We start from the raw sequence: 17,075 nt of genomic DNA, 5'->3' as shown, positions 1-17,075 counted from the left end.
GTGGGAAAGGTCGGGGCAGAGCGCTAGCCGCCGCGAAGGATGTCCATGCAGTCTGTCGCAACGTTGCGCAGGTGGGTCAGCATGGCGGTCTTCGTGGCCTCGGCATCGCCATCGAGCAGCCTGTCCAGAATGGCCAGATGTTCGACGGTCGAAGCCGGCACGCGCCCGAGCGGATAAGTGACCTCACACAGTCGCGTCAGCGTTCGCAGTTCGTTTATGGTCTTGGTCAGAACGATATTGCCTGATGCCCGGGCGAACATCAGATGGATCTGGTCGTCCAGCTGCCACTGGGCGGCAGTCTGTTCGGGGGACTGGCCCAGCGCGATCACCTTCTCGCGCAGTTCGGTGACACGGCTGCGATCGATCTTGCCGAATGCCAGTTGGATCGCTTCGCCTTCCAGGACCTCGCGGATATGCATGCATTGAAAGAATTCGGCCGCCGAAACGCGGCGGACCGCGAATGACCGCGACCCCTGTTTGGTCAGCAGCCCCTCGGCGGCCAGGCGCATCACGGCTTCGCGAACCGGAGTGCGCGAAATTTCCAGATGGTCCGCCAGGCGGCCTTCGACGACCGACATGCCCCCGGGCAGTTCCCGTTCCAGGATCATGCGCCGAATCTGCCCGTAGGCGTGTTCGGCAAGATTGAGTTCACGTTCGGCCGTCATGGTGTCAGTCACGTTCCTGTTCCATTACCAGCGCGTATTCTAGAGCCTGTGACAATTCCCGCCATTCCTCCGGTGAAAGAACTTCGGATGCCTTCCTGGTCCGGCAGGACGACCATGTCTTCTGCATGACCAGGCAGGCTTTCAGGCGCAGCGTGGCGCGGCCGGACGGGGCGCGGCCGTAGATCAGGTTCGCCAGGGGCTGGATGGCGGCATGGACCCGGCGGGCGGTGTCCAGGTCCTGGGCCTGGACGGCGTTCCACAGCCGGCCGATGCTGCGGGGCAGGATGGCCGCGAGGCTGACGAGGCTGCCGGTGGTTCCAATCGCGAAGCAGGGCAGCAGATGCTCGTCGCCCGAGGCCATGACCTCGACGTGGGGGGCGACGCGCGCCGCCAGCCGACGATGACGGTCATAGGCGTTGGTCTCCCAGCTTCCCTCCTTGATCGCCACGATTCGGGGAAGCTGCAGCAGCCGTTCCAGGATCGGAAGGGAATAGGCCATGCCGCCGGTGCCGATCGACGACTGGTATAGCATGACCGGCGCATCCACTGCCTCGCAGATGGCACGGTGATGGGCGACGATGGCCTCGGCATCCTGCGATACTGCCCAGGAGAAGGGGGGAAAGACCAGAAGGGCATCCGCCCCGGCATCGACCGCGTCGCGGGCCTGCAGGCAGGCGTCCTGGATGTCTTCCGACAGCACGCCCGAGACGATGATCTTCTCCATGCCGATCGCGTGCCGGGCGGTTTCGACGACCAGCCGTTTCTCCTCGCGGTTCAGCAGGTGGTTCTCGCCGGCATGGCCATTGCAGAGGATACCCACGATGTCCGGGGAGGACGTACAGTCCTTCATGTGGCGGGCCAGGCCGGGTGCGTCGATCATCCCGTCTTCGTGCAGGGGAAGCAGCGTCGCGGCATAGACGCCCCGGAAGGGGGTGGCGGAAGCAGGGATCATGACGAGGATTCCGGAATGCTGGACGGGGAAAAGCGGTGAGGGTCGAATGCGCTCAGGTCCGGTGTGCCGCCCAGGATGCGTTCCGCCAGCAGGCGGCCCATATACGGGCCGCTGGTGAAACCGGAATGGGCGCACCCGATCACGAACGCGTCGTCGCGTGGGGTCAGGGCGCCGATCAACGGCATGGCGTCCGGCGTTTCGGATTCGAGGCCGAGCCATACCCGAAGGATCTGCGCCTGGGACAGGCGCGGGATGACGTGCTGCGCCAGGCGCACATTGCCGCGCAGGTTTTCGGGAATGACGCGGGTGCCACCTTCATGGATATTGCCTTCGCCCTGCCAGCCCCCGCCGATCAGGACGCTGCCGTTGGCGAACTGCTTGAGCGACAGAAGGCCGTTGGCGATGCTGACGACGCTGCCCATGACCTGCGGCATCGTTTCCGTCACGACGAGCTGGTTGATCAGGCAGCGGATGGGAATGGTGTGGCCGAACCAGCCCAGCATCTTTTCCAGCCATACGCCGCCGGCCAGCACGATGCGCCGGGCCGCCAGGGGGCGCGCCTGTTCCGCGCAATGGATGTCGTATCCGTTGCCGGAAGGGTGGATCGCCTCCACCGCACACTGCTCGAAACAGGTGCACGCCGGCTCGGCCCAGGGCCTGCGCATAGGCCTTGCCGACGCGGTAGGCGGGAATGTGTCCGGGTCCAGTTCGCAATAGGCGGCGGCGCGAACCGAGGGGTTGAGGCCGGGTTCGATCGCGACGGCGCGCGCAGGCGGGACGATTTCGATGGGCGCACCCGCCTGCTGGCGGATTCTGGCGCGCTCGCGTAACAGGGCTTCCTCGGCTTCCGTGAAGGCCAGGGACAGGCCGGGCGTGGCAAGGGCGCCGACATCCGCCCCCAGCCACTCCCTGCTGGTCAGCCACATTTCGCGGCCGCGCATGGCGTGGGGGATCAACTGCGCACGCGTCATATGCAGTGTCAGCGTGCCGGCATTGACGCCGGATGCCGCCCGAAACAGGTCCTGTCGGTCCAGAAGCGCGATGCGCATGCCACCGCGTGCCAGGAACAGTGCGGTGGTCGCCCCCATGACGCCGCCGCCGATGACGGCGATATCCATGGGCGCGTCGGGCCATGCCGGTTTCACGGTCATAGCGGGGCCGCCTTCGGCAGCGGGATGTCCGAGTAGGCGAACGTCCCGGTCAGCGCCGCGAGGGGCAGGGGGAAGAAGGGCGTGCGCGGCGTGAAACTGCCGGCCTCTTCGGGCGACAGGTCGCAGGATGCGGCGAGTACGCCCCGGGCGCCGTCTTCGCACATGCGGCCCTGGCATGGCCCCATGCCGCAGCGGGTCCAGGCCTTGACCTGGTTGAGGTCGCGCGCGCCCGTAGCCGTGGCCTCGCGGAGTGTCGCTGCCCGCACCCGTTCGCAGCGACAGACGATGGCGTCGTCTGGAATGGCGCGGAACAGCGGCGCGGAGGCGTTGAGCAGGGGCAGCATGGTCCGCGATACATGGTCCAGCCGGCGCAGCAGCATGCGGGGATGCCGCGTCAGGCGTGCGAAATCCCGGGCGGTGATGGCCCCCTGGTCCAGGGCGACGGCATGGCCGGTGATCAGGCCCCGCAGCCGGGCGACGGCAGCGCCCCGGATGCCCGCGGCGTCCCCGGTCGCATAAAGCCCGGCCCGGCTGGTGCGGCCGGAGAAATCCGTCTCCGGCTCCCAATAACCGCCCGCGCCGTCGAAACGGTGGCGCGCGCCCAGCGTGCGGGTCAGCAAGGTGGCGGGTTTCAGGCCATGGCCACAGGCGACCGCATCCACATCGTCGTACCGGAAGGCCACTCCCGGCCGTCCGGCTTTCGCGACCGCGACGGACAGTCCGTCCGTGGCGGCATGGACGGCGGCAATGTGGGCCCTGTGATGGATCGGGATGCCGGCCAGGCGCAGGCGCGTCATCCATTGCACGGCCAGGCGCAGCCGCGCCGGGTCCCGCACCAGGGCGGTCCCCAGCCGGAGCCAGTCGCCGGATCGCCCGGCATCGACCACGGCCACCACGTCGCCGCCCAGCTCCATCACCTGATGGGCGACGGAAAAGAGCAGGGGGCCGGCGCCCGCGACCACGACACGCCGGCCGGGCAGGGTTCCGGCGTTGCGCAACAGGATGCTGGCCCCCGCCAATCCGATGACGCGCGGATCGGTCCAGCCGGGGAAGGGCAGGACGCGTTCCGTCGCGCCGTTCGCCACGACCAGGGCCCGGGTGGCGATCTGGTCGATGCCGTCGGGGCCCAGGACATCCAGATCCATCCGGGGCGATACGCCCCAGACCCGGGTAGCGGGGCGCGTCTCGACGCGAGACCCTGCCAGCAGGGCGCGCAGACGGTCGCCGCCGGCGAATTCATGGTTTGGCGGCACATGCCGCCGTGCATAAGGCGTCGGTGCGCGAAAGATCTGTCCGCCCGCCTGCGGCTGCTCGTCGACCAGGGTGACCGGCAGGCCGTGACGGCTGATGGTCAGGGCGGCGGTGGCGCCGGCGACGCCCCCGCCGACCACGACCAGCGCGCCGCGGTCAGGAGGCGACATAGGCTGTGACCTTCATGTCCCGCCGCACCGTGGCACGGCAGGCATAGGCAAGGGTGCCGTCGATCAGGACGCGGCATTCCTGGCAACTGCCCATGAAGCAGAAGGCGCCGCGCGGCGTGCCGTCGCGGGGGGAAACACCCAGTGCCACGATTCCCGCCCGCCGCAGGACGGCGGCCAGGGGTTCGCCCTCTGGCGCCTGCATGGCGCGTCCTTCGAAGAGAAAAGGGACGGAACGGTTTTCGTTCCCGGGAGGAATCGGTTCGGGCAAGAAACTCTTCCTTGAACGGTGTTTTAATCGTATACAAAGCGTATATGTTCTTTAGAACAGTGATGCCTGGATCGCAACATCCAATATGGAGGAAGCCGGAGTCTTGAGAGCCTGTCTGAAAATGCGCAGTGTCGGCCGACCGGGGCGCGTTTTCCGCATGTCGCGGCCAAAGGCTGCCGGGGTGCGTTCCGGCGCGCGGAAAGTGGGCGGGATTCTGGCCGGCTGCGTCCTGTCGCTCTTGCCGCTGTGCATCGGCCAGGGCGCCCAGGCGCGGGCGCTGGCCGATATCCGCGCCAGCGGTCATCTGAATATCGGTGTCAACCCGGCGCTTCCGCCGCTGGCGGCATATGATTCGCGCAACGTGATCGAGGGATTCGACGTGGATGTCGGAACCGCGCTGGCGGCGCGGCTGGGGGTGTCGCCCCGTTTGGTTCCGGTATCGTCGAGCGGGCGCATTCCCTACCTGATGGCGGGCAAGGTGGACGTGGTGCTGGGTGGGCTGACCCGCACGCCTGAACGCGCGGCCGCCATTGCGTTCTCGGCGCCGCTCTATGCCGAGGAATTCGCCATCATCGCCCCGGCGGTATCCAGGGTGGGGGGGCTGGACGACCTGGCGTCCGGACGGGTGCGGATGGTCGAGGTCCGGGGTTCCACGGCGGTGCCGTTCCTGCGGACGCATGCGCCGAAGGCACCGATCCTTCTGCTGGGCAGCTATCCGGATGCCGTGCGCGCCCTGGCCCAGGGGCGGGGTGACGCCATGGTGGACGTCATCGAATATGTCGGCCGGTTTCTGGCGGCCGAACCCCAGGCCGGATGGACGATCCAGCGCGGCTTCGCCCCCGCCGCGGGCGAGGATTGCGTGGGCGTCGCCCAGTCCGACACCGATCTTCTGCGCGTGGTCGACGGGACGCTGGCCGACCTGAAGCGGGATGGAACAATCCAGGCCGCCTATCGTCGCTGGTTCGGCGTGTCCATGGCCACCCCGGCGGAGGGACGTCCATGACGGCGCTGCATTTCCAGCCGGTCCTGCAACGCCTGCCGTTCCTGCTGGGGGGCGCCGCGACGACGGTTCTTCTGTCCGTCGCGTCCTTTGGTGCCGGCCTTCTGCTGGCGGGTGGCCTTGCGGTCCTGCGCGCCGAGGGGCCGAAGGCGGGGCAGCGGTTCAGCACGATCTACAGCACGATCATGACCAACACGCCGCAGCTTTCGCAAATCTTCGCGATCTTCTACTGTCTTGCGCTGCTGGGGGTCATGGTGTCTCCATTCGCGTCGGTCTTCATCGGCATGGCGCTGAACGCGGCGGGCTACCTGGCGGATATCGTGACGACGGGGCTGGGCCGGGTGCCCCCGCTTTATCACGATGCGGCGGCTTCGCTGGGGCTGACCCGGCGGCAGGCCTATATGCGCGTCATCTTTCCCCATGCGCTGCAGACGATGGCGCCGGCGCTGGCCAATCATTTCCAGATCATGATCCTAGGCAGTTCGATGGCGTCCATCTTCGGGGTCGAAGATCTGACGGGGCGCGCGTACGATGTCGGGTCGACCACCTTCCGTATTCTGGAGGTGATGCTGGTGGCCGGGGTGCTGTATGCGCTGCTGTCCGTCGCCCTCACGGGGCTGTTCGCCCTGGGGCGCAGGCTGTTCGAGGCCGCGGCATGATGGCGTTTTCCCATTACGACGTCGCGCTGCTGGCGCGTGCCCTCTGGATGACGGTGGTGCTGTCCGTCGCGGGCGGGCTGGCCGGGCTGGCCGGCGGCACCGCACTGGCATGCCTGCGGATGGCGCGGGGGCCGGTGTTCGCGCCCGCGCGCTTCCTGGCTGCGGGATATGTGCAGGTGGTCCGGCGCGTCCCGTTCATCGTGACCCTTTATCAGGCTGTCGGATTGGGCGCTGCCGTAGTGATGAGTGATGGCGACGACGGCGTTTATGCGGCCGTCAGTCGCGTGATCCTACGGCAATTATATGCGAGGGCGACGAGCGTCCATTCTGTTGCGACGTTGGGGAGGCCACGGAGATGGAAACGGGTGAAGCCCATGGCGCTCTTGATGATACCGAAGACCGGTTCGACGGTCTGCTTGCGTAAGGCGTAAAGGGCTTTTGCCGGGTTCTGTTGCAGCCTGGCCTTCATTTCCAGGCGCCAGGGCTCGGTGATCCGGCGCGGCTCCCTGGGTGGCGGTTCTGGCCGGAAGTCATAAGGGCGCCGATTCACAGGGCGTCCGATGGCGACCAGCGGGTCCACGCCGCTGGCCTGCAACGTTTCGACGGCTTTGCCGCTGGCGAAACCCGTGTCGGCGAGGACGGTTCGTGGCAGGCCGATCCTCTCCTCCATACCCAGGATGGTGGCGGCGAAGCTGGGCGCGTCCGCCGTCGTCGCAACGACGCCATTTTCCAAGATCAACTGGCTGCCCTCGGCACAAACCACGGCCTGGGCATTGTAGGCTTGCCGGTATTCATGCGCGTCGGAGCGGCGCATCAGCTTGCTGTCCGGATCGGTCAGGTTGATCTGCCGGTCTGGTGGCGGTTCATCGTCCGGTTCTTTCGGCGGCCGACCGCGCCGTCCCCGCTTCGCATCAAAAGCTGCCTTCTTGCGCTCATATTCTGGTCGGGCGGTCTTGGCCTGCTCGCGGGCTTCCGCCTCCAGTCGCGCACAGGCTTCATCCAGCTTTGCCTTCAGAGCCTCCCGCCGGGCCAGTTCCTCCGGCAACGCCTGATGATCCACATCGGTTGTATCCGCCGCCTCTGCCCGTTCCATCAGGGTGGAGATATCGGTGGCCAGTTTCTCGCGCAGCTCTTTCGCGCGATCATAACGAATGGAACGGTATTTCGAGGCATTGGCATCGATCTTCGTGCCGTCGATCGACACCGTGCCAAGCCGCACCAGTCCCGTCTCGCGTGCCAGCAGGAGTACATGCATGAACGCTGCCTCGATCGCCGTGCGGTTGCCGCGCCGGAACGTCGCGATCGTGTCATGGTCAGGATGCAGGTTCGCCGCCACAAAGCGCATACCGATATCACGATATGTCGCCCGTTCGATCCGACGCGATGAGAACACGCCGTTCGCATAGGCGTAAATCAGCAGCGCCAGCATCAGGCGCGGATGATACTGCGCCTTGCCGCCAGTCCGCACAGGAACGGAAAATGCCCTCAACGGCACCCGCTCTACCGCCGCCACGATGAAATGCGCCACATCGTCCGACGGCAGCCATGACTTCAGATCCGGCGGCAGAAGATACGGCTGCGATCGATCAAACGGAATGAAGCTGCTCATCCTGAAAGCTTACCGCAGATCGCCAGAGCCAGGTACCCCAACCCGACAGCCTGTTATATCGTGTTCTTCCTGACCGGCGTGGCTGGGCTGGACGTTTCGGAACGGACGGTGGCGATCTGGGCCATCGGGATGATCGCCACCGGATATATTGCGGAGATCGTCCATGGTGGGCTCCGGTCCGTTCCGACCGATCAGGTCGAGGCCGCCGTCACGCTGAACCTGCCGCTGCTGGCGCGGTGGCGCCACGTGATCGTGCCGCAGGCGCTGCCGGTGATCGTCCCGCCGGCCGTCGGCTACCTGGTGCTCTTCATCAAGGATACGGCCCTGGCCTCGCAGGTCGGGGTGCTGGAACTGAACCAGGCGGGGGTCATCCTGTCGAATCGCGGGCTGCCGACGATACAGGTCTTCCTGGCCGTGCTCGGCCTGTATTTCGCCCTGTCCTATCCGCTGACCCGCCTCAGCCGCATGCTGGAGAAACGCCTTGCCCTATCTTGACCTGCGCGGCGTGACCGTTCGCCATGGCACGCACGCCATTCTTCGCGATGTCGGGCTGCAGGTCGGGCGGGGGGAAATCGTCAGCCTGATCGGCCCGTCCGGTTCGGGGAAGAGCACATTGCTGCGGGCGCTGATCGGGCTGCAGCCCGTCGTCAGCGGGCTGCTGACGCTGGACGGCGCCGCGATCGACATGACCGCCCCGTCCGCCCCCCGTGCGTTGCGCGCCCGTGCGGCGATCGTCTTCCAGCAGTTCGGCCTGTTCGACCATATGTCGGTCCTGCGCAACCTGACGCTGGCGCCGACCGTCGTGGCCGGGCGCCCCCGTGCCGAGGCCGAGGAGACGGCACGGAACCAGTTGCGCATGCTGGGCCTGGCGGACAAGGCCGACGTTCTGCCGTCGCGCCTGTCGGGCGGGCAGAAGCAACGCGTGGCGATAGCGCGCGCGCTGATGACCCGGCCGCACCTGCTGCTGCTGGACGAGCCGACATCGGCCCTCGATCCCCGTCTGGTGTCCGAGGTGACGGCCCTGCTGCGGGACCTGGCAAGGGCGGGGATGACGATCGTCCAGGTCTCGCACGGCATGGACTCCGTGGCCGCGCTGTCCGACCGCATCGTGCTGCTGGAAGACGGGCGGGTCCGCGCCGTTGGCGCCGGGGAACAGCCGGCGGCCGAGCCGTCGATCGCGGCCTTCATGAACGCCCATCGCTAGGGTGTGGTTCTGGCAGGGCAGGAAAGGAAATATCGTGGAATTTCGAGGAACCTATACCGTCATGATCACGCCCTTCGACGGGCGTGGCCGCGTCGACGTACCGGCGCTGCGGCGCTTTACCGACTGGCAGATCGCGCAGGGCATTCGCGGACTGATCCCCCTGGGCTCGACGGGCGAATTCCTGTCGCTGACCGACGATGAACGGACACTGGTCGCCGAGACGGTGATCGGCCAGGCTGTTGATTTCCAGCGAGAACTGACCCTGTAGGGGCAGAAATTTTCATTGAGAATTGACCCGTGTCTGACACTTCCCCGGAGCAACTGTCCGGGGGTTAAAGGAGTGATCAGCATGGAATTGTTGAGTGTGATCCGGCGGTGGCATTACCGGGATCATGTACCGATCCGCGAGATTGAGCGTCGGACGCGATTGTCGCGCAACACGATCCGCAAGTATCTCCGGGCGGAGACGGTTGAGCCGCAGTTCAAGGTTGCCGAGCGTCCGAGCCGGCTGGACCCGTTTGCGGAGAAACTGGCGACCTGGCTTGCTCTGGAGACGTCAAAGTCGCGCAAGCAGCGCCGCACGGGGCGGCGCCTGCATGTGGATCTTGTAGCGCTGGGTTATGACGGATCGTATGGACGGGTTGCGGCCTTTATCCGGAACTGGAAGGCGGAACAGCAAAGGGCGCGGCAGACGACGGGACGCGGCGTGTTCGTTCCGTTGCGCTTTCAACCCGGAGAGGCCTTCCAGTTCGACTGGGGAGAGGACTGGGCGGTGATCGGGGGGCGGCGCGTCAAGCTGCAGGTCGCCCACACCAAGCTGTCCTACAGCCGGGCCTTCATTCTGCGGGCGTATCCGCTCCAGACTCACGAGATGCTGTTCGACGCGCTGACGGAAGCCTTTCGCGTTTTGGGCGGGGTGCCGCGTCGAGGTATTTTTGACAATATGAAAACCGCCGTGGACCGGGTTGGGCCCGGCAAGGTCCGCCAGGTCAATCTGCGTTTTTCGGCCCTGGTGAGCCATTATCTGTTCGAGGCGGAGTTCTGCAATCCGGCAGCGGGTTGGGAGAAAGGTCAAATCGAGAAGACCGTCCAGGACGCCCGGCGGCAGATCTGGCAGGAGATGCCGCATTTTCCTGATCTGGCCTCCCTGAACGTCTGGCTCGAGGCGCGTTGCCGGGAACGTTGGACTATCTTGAGGCATGTCGAATTGCCCGGCAGCCTCGCCGAGGCCCATGCGGCGGAAGTGCCTCACCTGATGGTTCCAGGGCGCCCGTTCGACGGGTTCGTCGAACATACCAAACGGGTTTCGCCGACTTGCCTCGTGCAGTTCGAAAGCAACCGCTACAGTGTGCCCGCCTCTTTTGCCAATCGGCCGGTCAGCCTGCGCGTCTATCCCGACCGGTTGGTGATCGCGGCCGAGGGGCGGATCCTATGCGAACATCCCCGGATCGTCGAGCGGTCCCACGGCGTGCCCGGTCGCACGATCTATGACTGGCGGCATTACTTGGCGGTGCTCCAGCGCAAACCCGGGGCCTTGCGCAATGGCGCGCCCTTCTCTGAATTGCCCGAGGCGTTCCGGACGCTGCAGACGCACCTCCTCCGGCGCACGGGCGGCGACCGGGAAATGGTCGAGATCCTCGCCCTGGTGCTGCAGCATGATGAGCAGGCCGTGCTTTGCGCGGTTGAACTCGCGCTCGAGGAGGGAGTAGCCACCAAGACACACGTCCTCAATACGTTGCATCGTCTGACGGACGCCAAGAAAACAGGAGCACCCAGGCTCGACGCGCCGCAGGCATTGGTGCTCGAACGCGAGCCTCAGGCCGATACCGGACGGTATGACGCCCTGCGCGGGGAGGCCCGTCATGCGTCATGATCCCGCGGCCGGTGCCCTCGTCGTCATGCTGCGCGGCCTGCGGATGTATGGCATGGCCCAGGCCACGGCCGAACTGACCGAACAGGGTGCGCCGGCATTCGAGGCCGCCATCCCCGTCCTCTCCCAGCTTTTGAAGGCGGAACTCGCCGAGCGAGAGGTGCGCTCCATCGCCTATCAAACCAAGACTGCCAGGTTCCCGGCCTACAAAGATTTGGCAGGGTTCGATTTCTCGGCCGCCGAGGTCAACGAGGCCATGGTCCGTCAACTCCATGCCGGGGATTTCATCGACCGTGCCGACAACGTCGTCCTCATTGGTGGACCAGGAACCGGCAAGACCCATCTGGCCACCGCACTTGCCGTGCAGGCGATCGAACATCACCGCAAGAAGATACGGTTCTGGTCCACGGTCGACCTCGTCAACGCCCTCGAACAGGAAAAAACCGCCAATCGCGCAGGACAGATCGCGGAACGTCTCCTGCGCCTCGATCTCGTGATCCTGGACGAACTTGGCTATTTGCCGTTCAGCGCATCAGGCGGTGCCCTGCTGTTCCATCTCCTCAGCCGTCTCTACGAGCGCACCAGCGTCATCATCACCACCAATCTGAGCTTCAGCGAATGGGGCGAAGTCTTCGGTGATCCCAAAATGACGACAGCCCTGCTCGATCGCCTTACCCACCACTGTCATATCCTCGAAACCGGAAATGACAGCTACCGGTTCCGCGCAAGCTCCGCCGCCCCCAGGAACCGGAAGGAAAAGGCAACCGCTTGACCAGCCCATAAAACATAGCAGAGATAACCAAAGGCCGGGTCAGTTCTCGATGAAAACCCAGGGTCAAATCTCAGCAGAAATTAACACGCAGGACCGTCACAGGAAAGGATTCATAAAAAGCCGAACGCCCATTGTTTCGCTTTACGATTGAATTCGAACGGTATACAAATCGCATATAAAACGAAGACCGTGATGCGTATCCGAGCGAAAGGGCGGCCGATGTCTGCGACCCTGAGTGATGAAAAAATTCCGAGCGACGGGATCGAACGCACCGTCGACCGCGATTTCGATACGCTGCAGGTGGCATTCCTGCGCGAGCTGGTGCGCGTGCCGTCGGACAATCCGCCAGGAGATTGCGCACCGCACGGTCGTTTTGCCGCCGAACGCCTGGAGACGCTGGGGTTTGTAGTGGAACGGGACGTGGTGCCCCCGGATGTCCTGGAGCAGAGCGGCCTGCGCAGCGCCACGAACCTGATCATAAGGCAGCGCTTCGGAAACGGGTACGGCCCGGTCGTCGCCCTGAACGCCCATGATGACGTGGTGCCGCCGGGAGGCGGATGGACGCACGATCCCTATGCCGGCGTGATCGAAGAGGGTCGCCTGTACGGACGGGGGGCGGCAGTTTCGAAATCCGATTTCGCGACCTTCGCCTTTGCCCTCCGGGCTCTGAACGCCCATGCCGAGGGCCTGCAAGGGCAGGTGGAACTGCATTTCACCTACGACGAGGAAACCGGGGGCAGCGCGGGACCGGGCCGGTTGTTGGAACTGGGGATGACCCGCCCGGATTATGTCATCAGCGCCGGCTTCACCTACGGGGTGATGATCGCGCACAAGGGCAGCCTGCAACTCGATGTGACGTTCACGGGGAAATCGGCACATTCCGCATGGCCCGACACCGGTTGTGACGCCATCCAGGCGGCCTGTGGCGTGATGGTGGCGCTATATGCCCATCGGGACGCACTGGCCGCCCGGCCGTCCATAATTCCCGGTATCGGCGCGCCGACGCTGGTCATCGGCACCATCAGCGGAGGCGTGGCCGCGAACGTCGTGCCGGAACAGGCGACGTTCCGGATAGAGCGGCGGATCATGCCGGACGAGGATGCGGATGAAGTGGAGCGGGAACTGCGCGACATCATTCTCCGGGCCGTAACGGTGGATGGAGTGACCTGCGCCGTATGCCGTCATCTTCTGGCGCTTCCGCTGGTGCCCGAAAGCCGGCAGGCCCCTTTGGTCGCGGCACTTCAGGATGCGGCCGAAACCGTGGTCGGCGAGCGGATTCCGGCAGAGGGCATGCCCCTGTTCACGGATGCCCGCCTGTACAGCAATGCCGGATGCCCGACCGTCCTGTACGGGGCGGGGCCGCGTCGCCTCCAGGACGCCAACGGCCATCGGGCAGACGAACATGTGGTGCTGGAAGACATGCGCCGGGCGACGAAAGTCGTGGCGATCGCCCTGTGGCGGCTGCTGGGTCGCCCCGGCACGCAATCATAACGAAAACGATCCGAAAATACCCTTAACCGCCTGCAACGCGGGTCCCCCGGAGTGGGATGGACCGATGGAGTCGACATGAATATCCGCAAGCTTGCTCTTTATTCCACGATTCTGTCCTTCGGCCTCTGGACCGGGGTGTCCGTCGCGGCGACAGCCGACGGCAGCGCCCAGGATTCAAAGAAATCCGCGCATGCGAAAAAGGCCAAGGCCTCGCCCACCCGTGCGGCCGCCAGCGAGGAAAACGTGATCGTAACCGGTACGCATGCCAGCAACCGCCATGCCCGTCAAAGCACAAGCCCCGTCACGGTTCTCTCTGCTGCGACGCTGCGTCGTTCGGGTATGCTGAATCTGTCGGATGCTCTGACCAGAACCTATCCGTCGATCAATGTCAGTACAATGGGCAACGATGCGGGAGCACTGACGGCCTCCATTCGCATGCGGGGGCTGAATCCGAATGAGGTCCTGGTTCTGGTCGATGGCAAGCGCCGCCACACGACCGCCAACATCAATGCCGATGCGGGACCGAACTTCGGTTCGACGCCGGTCGATCTCAACATGATTCCGTCCAATATGATCGACCATATCGAGGTACTGGAAGACGGCGCCGCCGCGATGTACGGGTCCGATGCGATTGCCGGCGTGGTGAATATCATCACCAAGAAGCAGGATCATGGCCTCGACATCAGTTCTCAGACCGGTGCGAACGCCTATAATGGTGATGGCTGGCAGTATCAGCTCAATGCCGATGGCGGGTTCAAGCTGGGTCGCGACGGCTATATGCATATTGCCGCCCAAGTTTATCATACCGACCATTTCGTAACAAAAACGCTCGATAATCGCCTCGCTGGTTACACCCCGCCCGGCGTGCAGAATGAGCTGTATACGGGATCTTTGAACGTTCCCGGCGATTCCAACAAGATCATGAGCACGCCGGAGGAAACCCGCGAGAATCTCGGCATCGATTTCGGCAAGCCGATTACAGAAGACATACAACTATACGGCCAGATCACGTATGGGCACCGCCATGCCGAGGCATACGAGAACTATCGTCTGCCATCCGGTACCAGCGCCAGCAATCCGGAACTGTTCCCCTCTGGTTATTCGCCGTTGGAGACGATCGACGAGGACGACTATGCTGCCACGCTTGGTTTGAAAGGCGGACGTCTGTTCGGCTTCGACTGGGACCTGAGTACGACCTGGGGGGAAGACCTGGACAAGATCAGCACGAAGAATACCACCAATCCTAATATGTATGCCGCGACAGGCTACACACCGACCACCGTCCGCAACGAGAATTTCCGCCTCGCACAGTGGACGAACAACCTCGACTTCAGAAGGAATTTCAGAATCGCCAACGTCGTTCCGATGACACTGGCATTCGGTGGCGAAAGCCGGATGGAACAGTACACCGTGACTGCGGGCGAGCCGGCATCTTATGAATATGGCGGTACGTCGGCATTGGCGGGACTGACGCCGCAGGATGCCGGGAAGTGGAATCGTGATATCTGGGCAGCGTACCTGGATGGCGATTTCCATCCCACGCGGAAATGGGACCTCGATTTCGCCGGACGGTTCGAACATTATACCGACGTCGGCAACACCGAAAACGGCAAGGTTTCGACGCGCTATGACTTCACGCGCCGGATCGGGGTGCGGGCGACCATCAGCAACGGCTTTCGTGCGCCCACAATGGCCGAGCAGCATTACAGTGCGATCAATGTCGGGCCGACATCCGTTCTCGGGCTGTTGCCGGTCTCGTCGCCGGAGGCGGCGGCAACGGGTGCTTCGCCCCTGAAGCCGGAACGGTCCACGAGCGCGAGCGGCGGCATCGTTCTGGAACCGGTCGATGGCTTTCATATCGAAACGGATGTCTACCAGATCAACATTCGCGACCGTGTGGTGCAGGGGGGCAACGTCACGGGTCCGGTTGCCGTCGCCGCGCTGGAACAGATGGGGGTCTCGCTGCCGGCCCTGACACAGCAGTCGGAAAATTCCGTTCAGACCTATTATTTCACGAATGGTGCCAGTACCCGGACGCAGGGCTTGGACATCAAGGCCGATTACATGGTGCATATGCACCAGTACGGTAATGTCGCCCTGTCCATGGCGTTGGATCTGAACCGTACCCGGCTGACGCATAACGGCCTGTCCGGCACAGGTTCGCCGCTGCTGAATGCGCAGAATATCGGCTATCTGACGACTGGCTTCCCGCGCAGCAAGATCATCCTGAACGCCTACTGGACCGTCGGCGCCTGGGATGTCAATCTGCGCCAGACCCGGTACGGCGAGACGACGGGCATGATGACATATCAGGACTGGACGCCTTCGGCCGCGACATGCCCGGGCGGTGGACAGTTGGAACAGTCGAGCGTCTGTTTCGCGCAATTCAAGAATACGCCGCGTTGGTTGACCGACCTGGAAATCGGCTATCGTGTAAGCCCGCGCTGGCATGTGGCTGTCGGTGCCAACAATATCTTCAACATCCGCCCACGCAAGCTTCCCGGTTATCTGAATCAGCTTGGGGGGAATCCGTATGATACGTTCTCGTCGCAGGTTCCGATGACGGGCGGATATTATTATGGGCGGGTCAATTTCACGCTCTGAGAAATTTTCTGACATATATTGGGAATAACAATATGTTCGGGCAGATCGATCCGCCGCAGCGGCTGCTGATGGGGCCGGGGCCGGTGAATGTGCATCCGCGCGTGCTGCGCGCGATGACGGCGGACATGCTGGGCCAGTTCGACCCGGAGATGACGGGGTACATGAACCAGACGATGGCGCTGTACCGCCAGGTGTTCATGACCGAAAACCGCTGGACCTTCCTGGTCGACGGCACGGCGCGGGCGGGGATCGAGGCCGCCCTGGTCTCGCTGGTCGAGCCGGGGGCGCGGCTGCTGATCCTGCGGGCGGGCCGGTTCGGGCTGCTGCTGTCGGAAATCGCGCAGCGCATCGGCGCCGAGATCCGCACCATCGACATCCCGTGGGGCGAGGTCGCGCCCCCGGAGCAGATCGAGGCCGCGATCATCGAACACCGGCCGCAGGTCTTCGCCACCATCCACGGCGATACCTCGACCACCATGGCCCAGCCGCTGGACGGCGTGGGGGCGATCTGCCGGCGGCACGGCGTGCTGTCCTATGTCGATGCCACGGCGACGCTGGGCGGCATGGCGGTGGCGACCGACGCCTGGGGCGTGGATGTGGTGACGGGCGGATTGCAGAAATGCATGGGCGGTCCGCCGGGCTCGGCCCCCATCACGATTTCGGACCGGGCGGCGGCGCATATCATGGCCCGCCGGCATGTCGAGGCCGGGATCAGGGGCGCCGATGCCCAGGATGGCAGCCGGACGCGGATCGGATCGAACTATTTCGACCTGGCCATGATCATGGAATACTGGTCCGAGAAGCGGCTGAACCACCACACCGAAGCGACCTCCATGCTCTATGCGGCGCGCGAGGCGGCGCGGATCATGGTGGAAGAGGGGCTGGAGGCGCGCTTCGCCCGGCATCGCGCCGCGAGTGAGGCCATGGCCGCCGGATTGCGGGCGATGGGCCTGACGCTGTACGGCCAGGATGCGTACCGCATGGCCAACGTCACCGGCGTGTTCATCCCCGACGGCGTGGATGGTGAGCGCGCCCGCACCCGCATGCGCGAGGAGTTTGAGATCGAGATCGGCACCGCCTTCGGCCCGCTGGCGGGCCGGATCTGGCGCATCGGCGCCATGGGCTACAACGCCATGAAGCACAAGGTGCTGATCACGCTGGGCGCGCTGGAAGCCGTGCTGGCCGCCGAAGGCCACGCCCTGCCGCGCGGGGCCGGCGTGGATGCCGCCCGCGCGTCCTACGAGGCCATGCCCGGGGCCGCGTCATGACGGGCTCCTATCCCGCGTCTTCCTGATCAACCATTTGATAAAAGATGGAAAATCCACCCAATCGGGTGGATTTTTTATTGCCGCGAAACGCGGCACGGGAAACATGCCGGTTCGACCATCTTGACCCTGTCCCGAACGTGC

17 protein-coding genes are annotated in these 17,075 nt (G+C 64.6%); 10 read left to right on the top strand and 7 right to left on the bottom strand.

All coding sequences use genetic code 11. The annotated features are described in order from the left end of the window. Positions 1 to 23: 23 nt before the first annotated feature. The 5 genes from GDI_RS12915 to GDI_RS12895 are packed head-to-tail and all read right to left on the bottom strand — an operon-like array spanning position 24 to position 4,457. Positions 24 to 677 (bottom strand): GntR family transcriptional regulator, encoded by a 654-nt coding sequence (locus GDI_RS12915; RefSeq protein ID WP_231854121.1) that lies wholly within the window; start codon positions 675 to 677, stop codon positions 24 to 26. Further along, the gene (locus GDI_RS12910) at positions 670 to 1,617 is read right to left on the bottom strand and encodes a dihydrodipicolinate synthase family protein (protein ID WP_012226850.1); all 948 of its coding nucleotides are present in this window, start codon (positions 1,615 to 1,617) and stop codon (positions 670 to 672) included. Before GDI_RS12910 ends, GDI_RS12915 begins: the two co-directional genes overlap by 8 nt. Then, positions 1,614 to 2,768 carry an NAD(P)/FAD-dependent oxidoreductase gene (locus GDI_RS12905; protein ID WP_012226848.1) on the bottom strand — a complete coding sequence of 385 codons (1,155 nt, stop codon included), beginning with the start codon at positions 2,766 to 2,768 and terminating at the stop codon, positions 1,614 to 1,616. Before GDI_RS12905 ends, GDI_RS12910 begins: the two co-directional genes overlap by 4 nt. Then, positions 2,765 to 4,189, bottom strand: a complete 1,425-nt coding sequence (locus GDI_RS12900) for an FAD/NAD(P)-dependent oxidoreductase (RefSeq protein WP_041249444.1) — start codon at positions 4,187 to 4,189, stop codon at positions 2,765 to 2,767. Before GDI_RS12900 ends, GDI_RS12905 begins: the two co-directional genes overlap by 4 nt. After that, on the bottom strand, positions 4,176 to 4,457 hold the full coding sequence (locus GDI_RS12895) for a 2Fe-2S iron-sulfur cluster-binding protein (protein ID WP_012226844.1): 282 nt from the start codon (positions 4,455 to 4,457) through the stop codon (positions 4,176 to 4,178). The genes GDI_RS12900 and GDI_RS12895 overlap by 14 nt, the downstream gene beginning before the upstream one ends. Positions 4,458 to 4,614: 157 nt before the next feature. On the opposite strand from GDI_RS12895, the gene GDI_RS12890 reads away from it, so the two are divergent. Continuing rightward, complete coding sequence (locus GDI_RS12890) at positions 4,615 to 5,460, top strand: transporter substrate-binding domain-containing protein (protein WP_012553433.1); 846 nt, start codon at positions 4,615 to 4,617, stop codon at positions 5,458 to 5,460. Beyond that, complete coding sequence (locus tag GDI_RS12885) at positions 5,457 to 6,116, top strand: amino acid ABC transporter permease (RefSeq protein WP_012226840.1); 660 nt, start codon at positions 5,457 to 5,459, stop codon at positions 6,114 to 6,116. The genes GDI_RS12890 and GDI_RS12885 overlap by 4 nt, the downstream gene beginning before the upstream one ends. A gap of 13 nt (positions 6,117 to 6,129) precedes the next feature. Here the strand turns inward: GDI_RS12885 and GDI_RS12880 are convergent, their stop codons facing one another. Both GDI_RS12880 and GDI_RS12875 read right to left on the bottom strand, forming a co-directional pair. Beyond that, a complete protein-coding gene (locus tag GDI_RS12880; protein WP_041249443.1) occupies positions 6,130 to 6,315 on the bottom strand; it encodes a hypothetical protein in 186 nt (61 codons plus the stop codon). Positions 6,316 to 6,381: 66 nt separating this feature from the next. After that, positions 6,382 to 7,725, bottom strand: coding sequence for an IS1182-like element ISGdi13 family transposase (locus GDI_RS12875; protein ID WP_012223140.1), 1,344 nt, complete (start codon positions 7,723 to 7,725; stop codon positions 6,382 to 6,384). A 60-nt stretch (positions 7,726 to 7,785) separates the two neighbouring features. On the opposite strand from GDI_RS12875, the gene GDI_RS12870 reads away from it, so the two are divergent. The 8 genes from GDI_RS12870 (at position 7,786) to GDI_RS12835 (ending at position 16,934) form a co-directional block, all read left to right on the top strand. Then, positions 7,786 to 8,220: an ABC transporter permease subunit gene (locus tag GDI_RS12870; RefSeq protein WP_012226837.1), complete on the top strand. Its 435-nt coding sequence runs from the start codon at positions 7,786 to 7,788 to the stop codon at positions 8,218 to 8,220. Next, on the top strand, positions 8,207 to 8,929 hold the full coding sequence (locus GDI_RS12865) for an amino acid ABC transporter ATP-binding protein (RefSeq protein ID WP_012553430.1): 723 nt from the start codon (positions 8,207 to 8,209) through the stop codon (positions 8,927 to 8,929). Before GDI_RS12870 ends, GDI_RS12865 begins: the two co-directional genes overlap by 14 nt. Positions 8,930 to 8,963: 34 nt before the next feature. Then, a complete protein-coding gene (locus GDI_RS12860; protein ID WP_231854120.1) occupies positions 8,964 to 9,197 on the top strand; it encodes a dihydrodipicolinate synthase family protein in 234 nt (77 codons plus the stop codon). Between the two features lie 81 nt (positions 9,198 to 9,278). Further along, complete coding sequence (gene istA / locus GDI_RS12855) at positions 9,279 to 10,802, top strand: IS21-like element ISGdi17 family transposase (RefSeq protein ID WP_012226833.1); 1,524 nt, start codon at positions 9,279 to 9,281, stop codon at positions 10,800 to 10,802. Next, positions 10,792 to 11,571 carry an IS21-like element ISGdi17 family helper ATPase IstB gene (gene istB, locus GDI_RS12850; RefSeq protein ID WP_012224987.1) on the top strand — a complete coding sequence of 260 codons (780 nt, stop codon included), beginning with the start codon at positions 10,792 to 10,794 and terminating at the stop codon, positions 11,569 to 11,571. The genes istA and istB overlap by 11 nt, the downstream gene beginning before the upstream one ends. 219 nt (positions 11,572 to 11,790) lie before the next feature. Beyond that, the gene (locus GDI_RS12845) at positions 11,791 to 13,062 is read left to right on the top strand and encodes an ArgE/DapE family deacylase (RefSeq protein ID WP_012226831.1); all 1,272 of its coding nucleotides are present in this window, start codon (positions 11,791 to 11,793) and stop codon (positions 13,060 to 13,062) included. A gap of 75 nt (positions 13,063 to 13,137) precedes the next feature. Continuing rightward, the gene (locus GDI_RS12840; RefSeq protein ID WP_041249441.1) at positions 13,138 to 15,666 is read left to right on the top strand and encodes a TonB-dependent receptor plug domain-containing protein; all 2,529 of its coding nucleotides are present in this window, start codon (positions 13,138 to 13,140) and stop codon (positions 15,664 to 15,666) included. Between the two features lie 32 nt (positions 15,667 to 15,698). Continuing rightward, positions 15,699 to 16,934, top strand: a complete 1,236-nt coding sequence (locus GDI_RS12835; protein WP_012226827.1) for a pyridoxal-phosphate-dependent aminotransferase family protein — start codon at positions 15,699 to 15,701, stop codon at positions 16,932 to 16,934. Positions 16,935 to 17,075 lie beyond the last annotated feature (141 nt).

The sequence above is a fragment of the Gluconacetobacter diazotrophicus PA1 5 genome (assembly GCF_000067045.1).
Lineage (GTDB): Bacteria > Pseudomonadota > Alphaproteobacteria > Acetobacterales > Acetobacteraceae > Gluconacetobacter > Gluconacetobacter diazotrophicus.
This window is presented reverse-complemented; position numbering and strand designations above follow the sequence as displayed.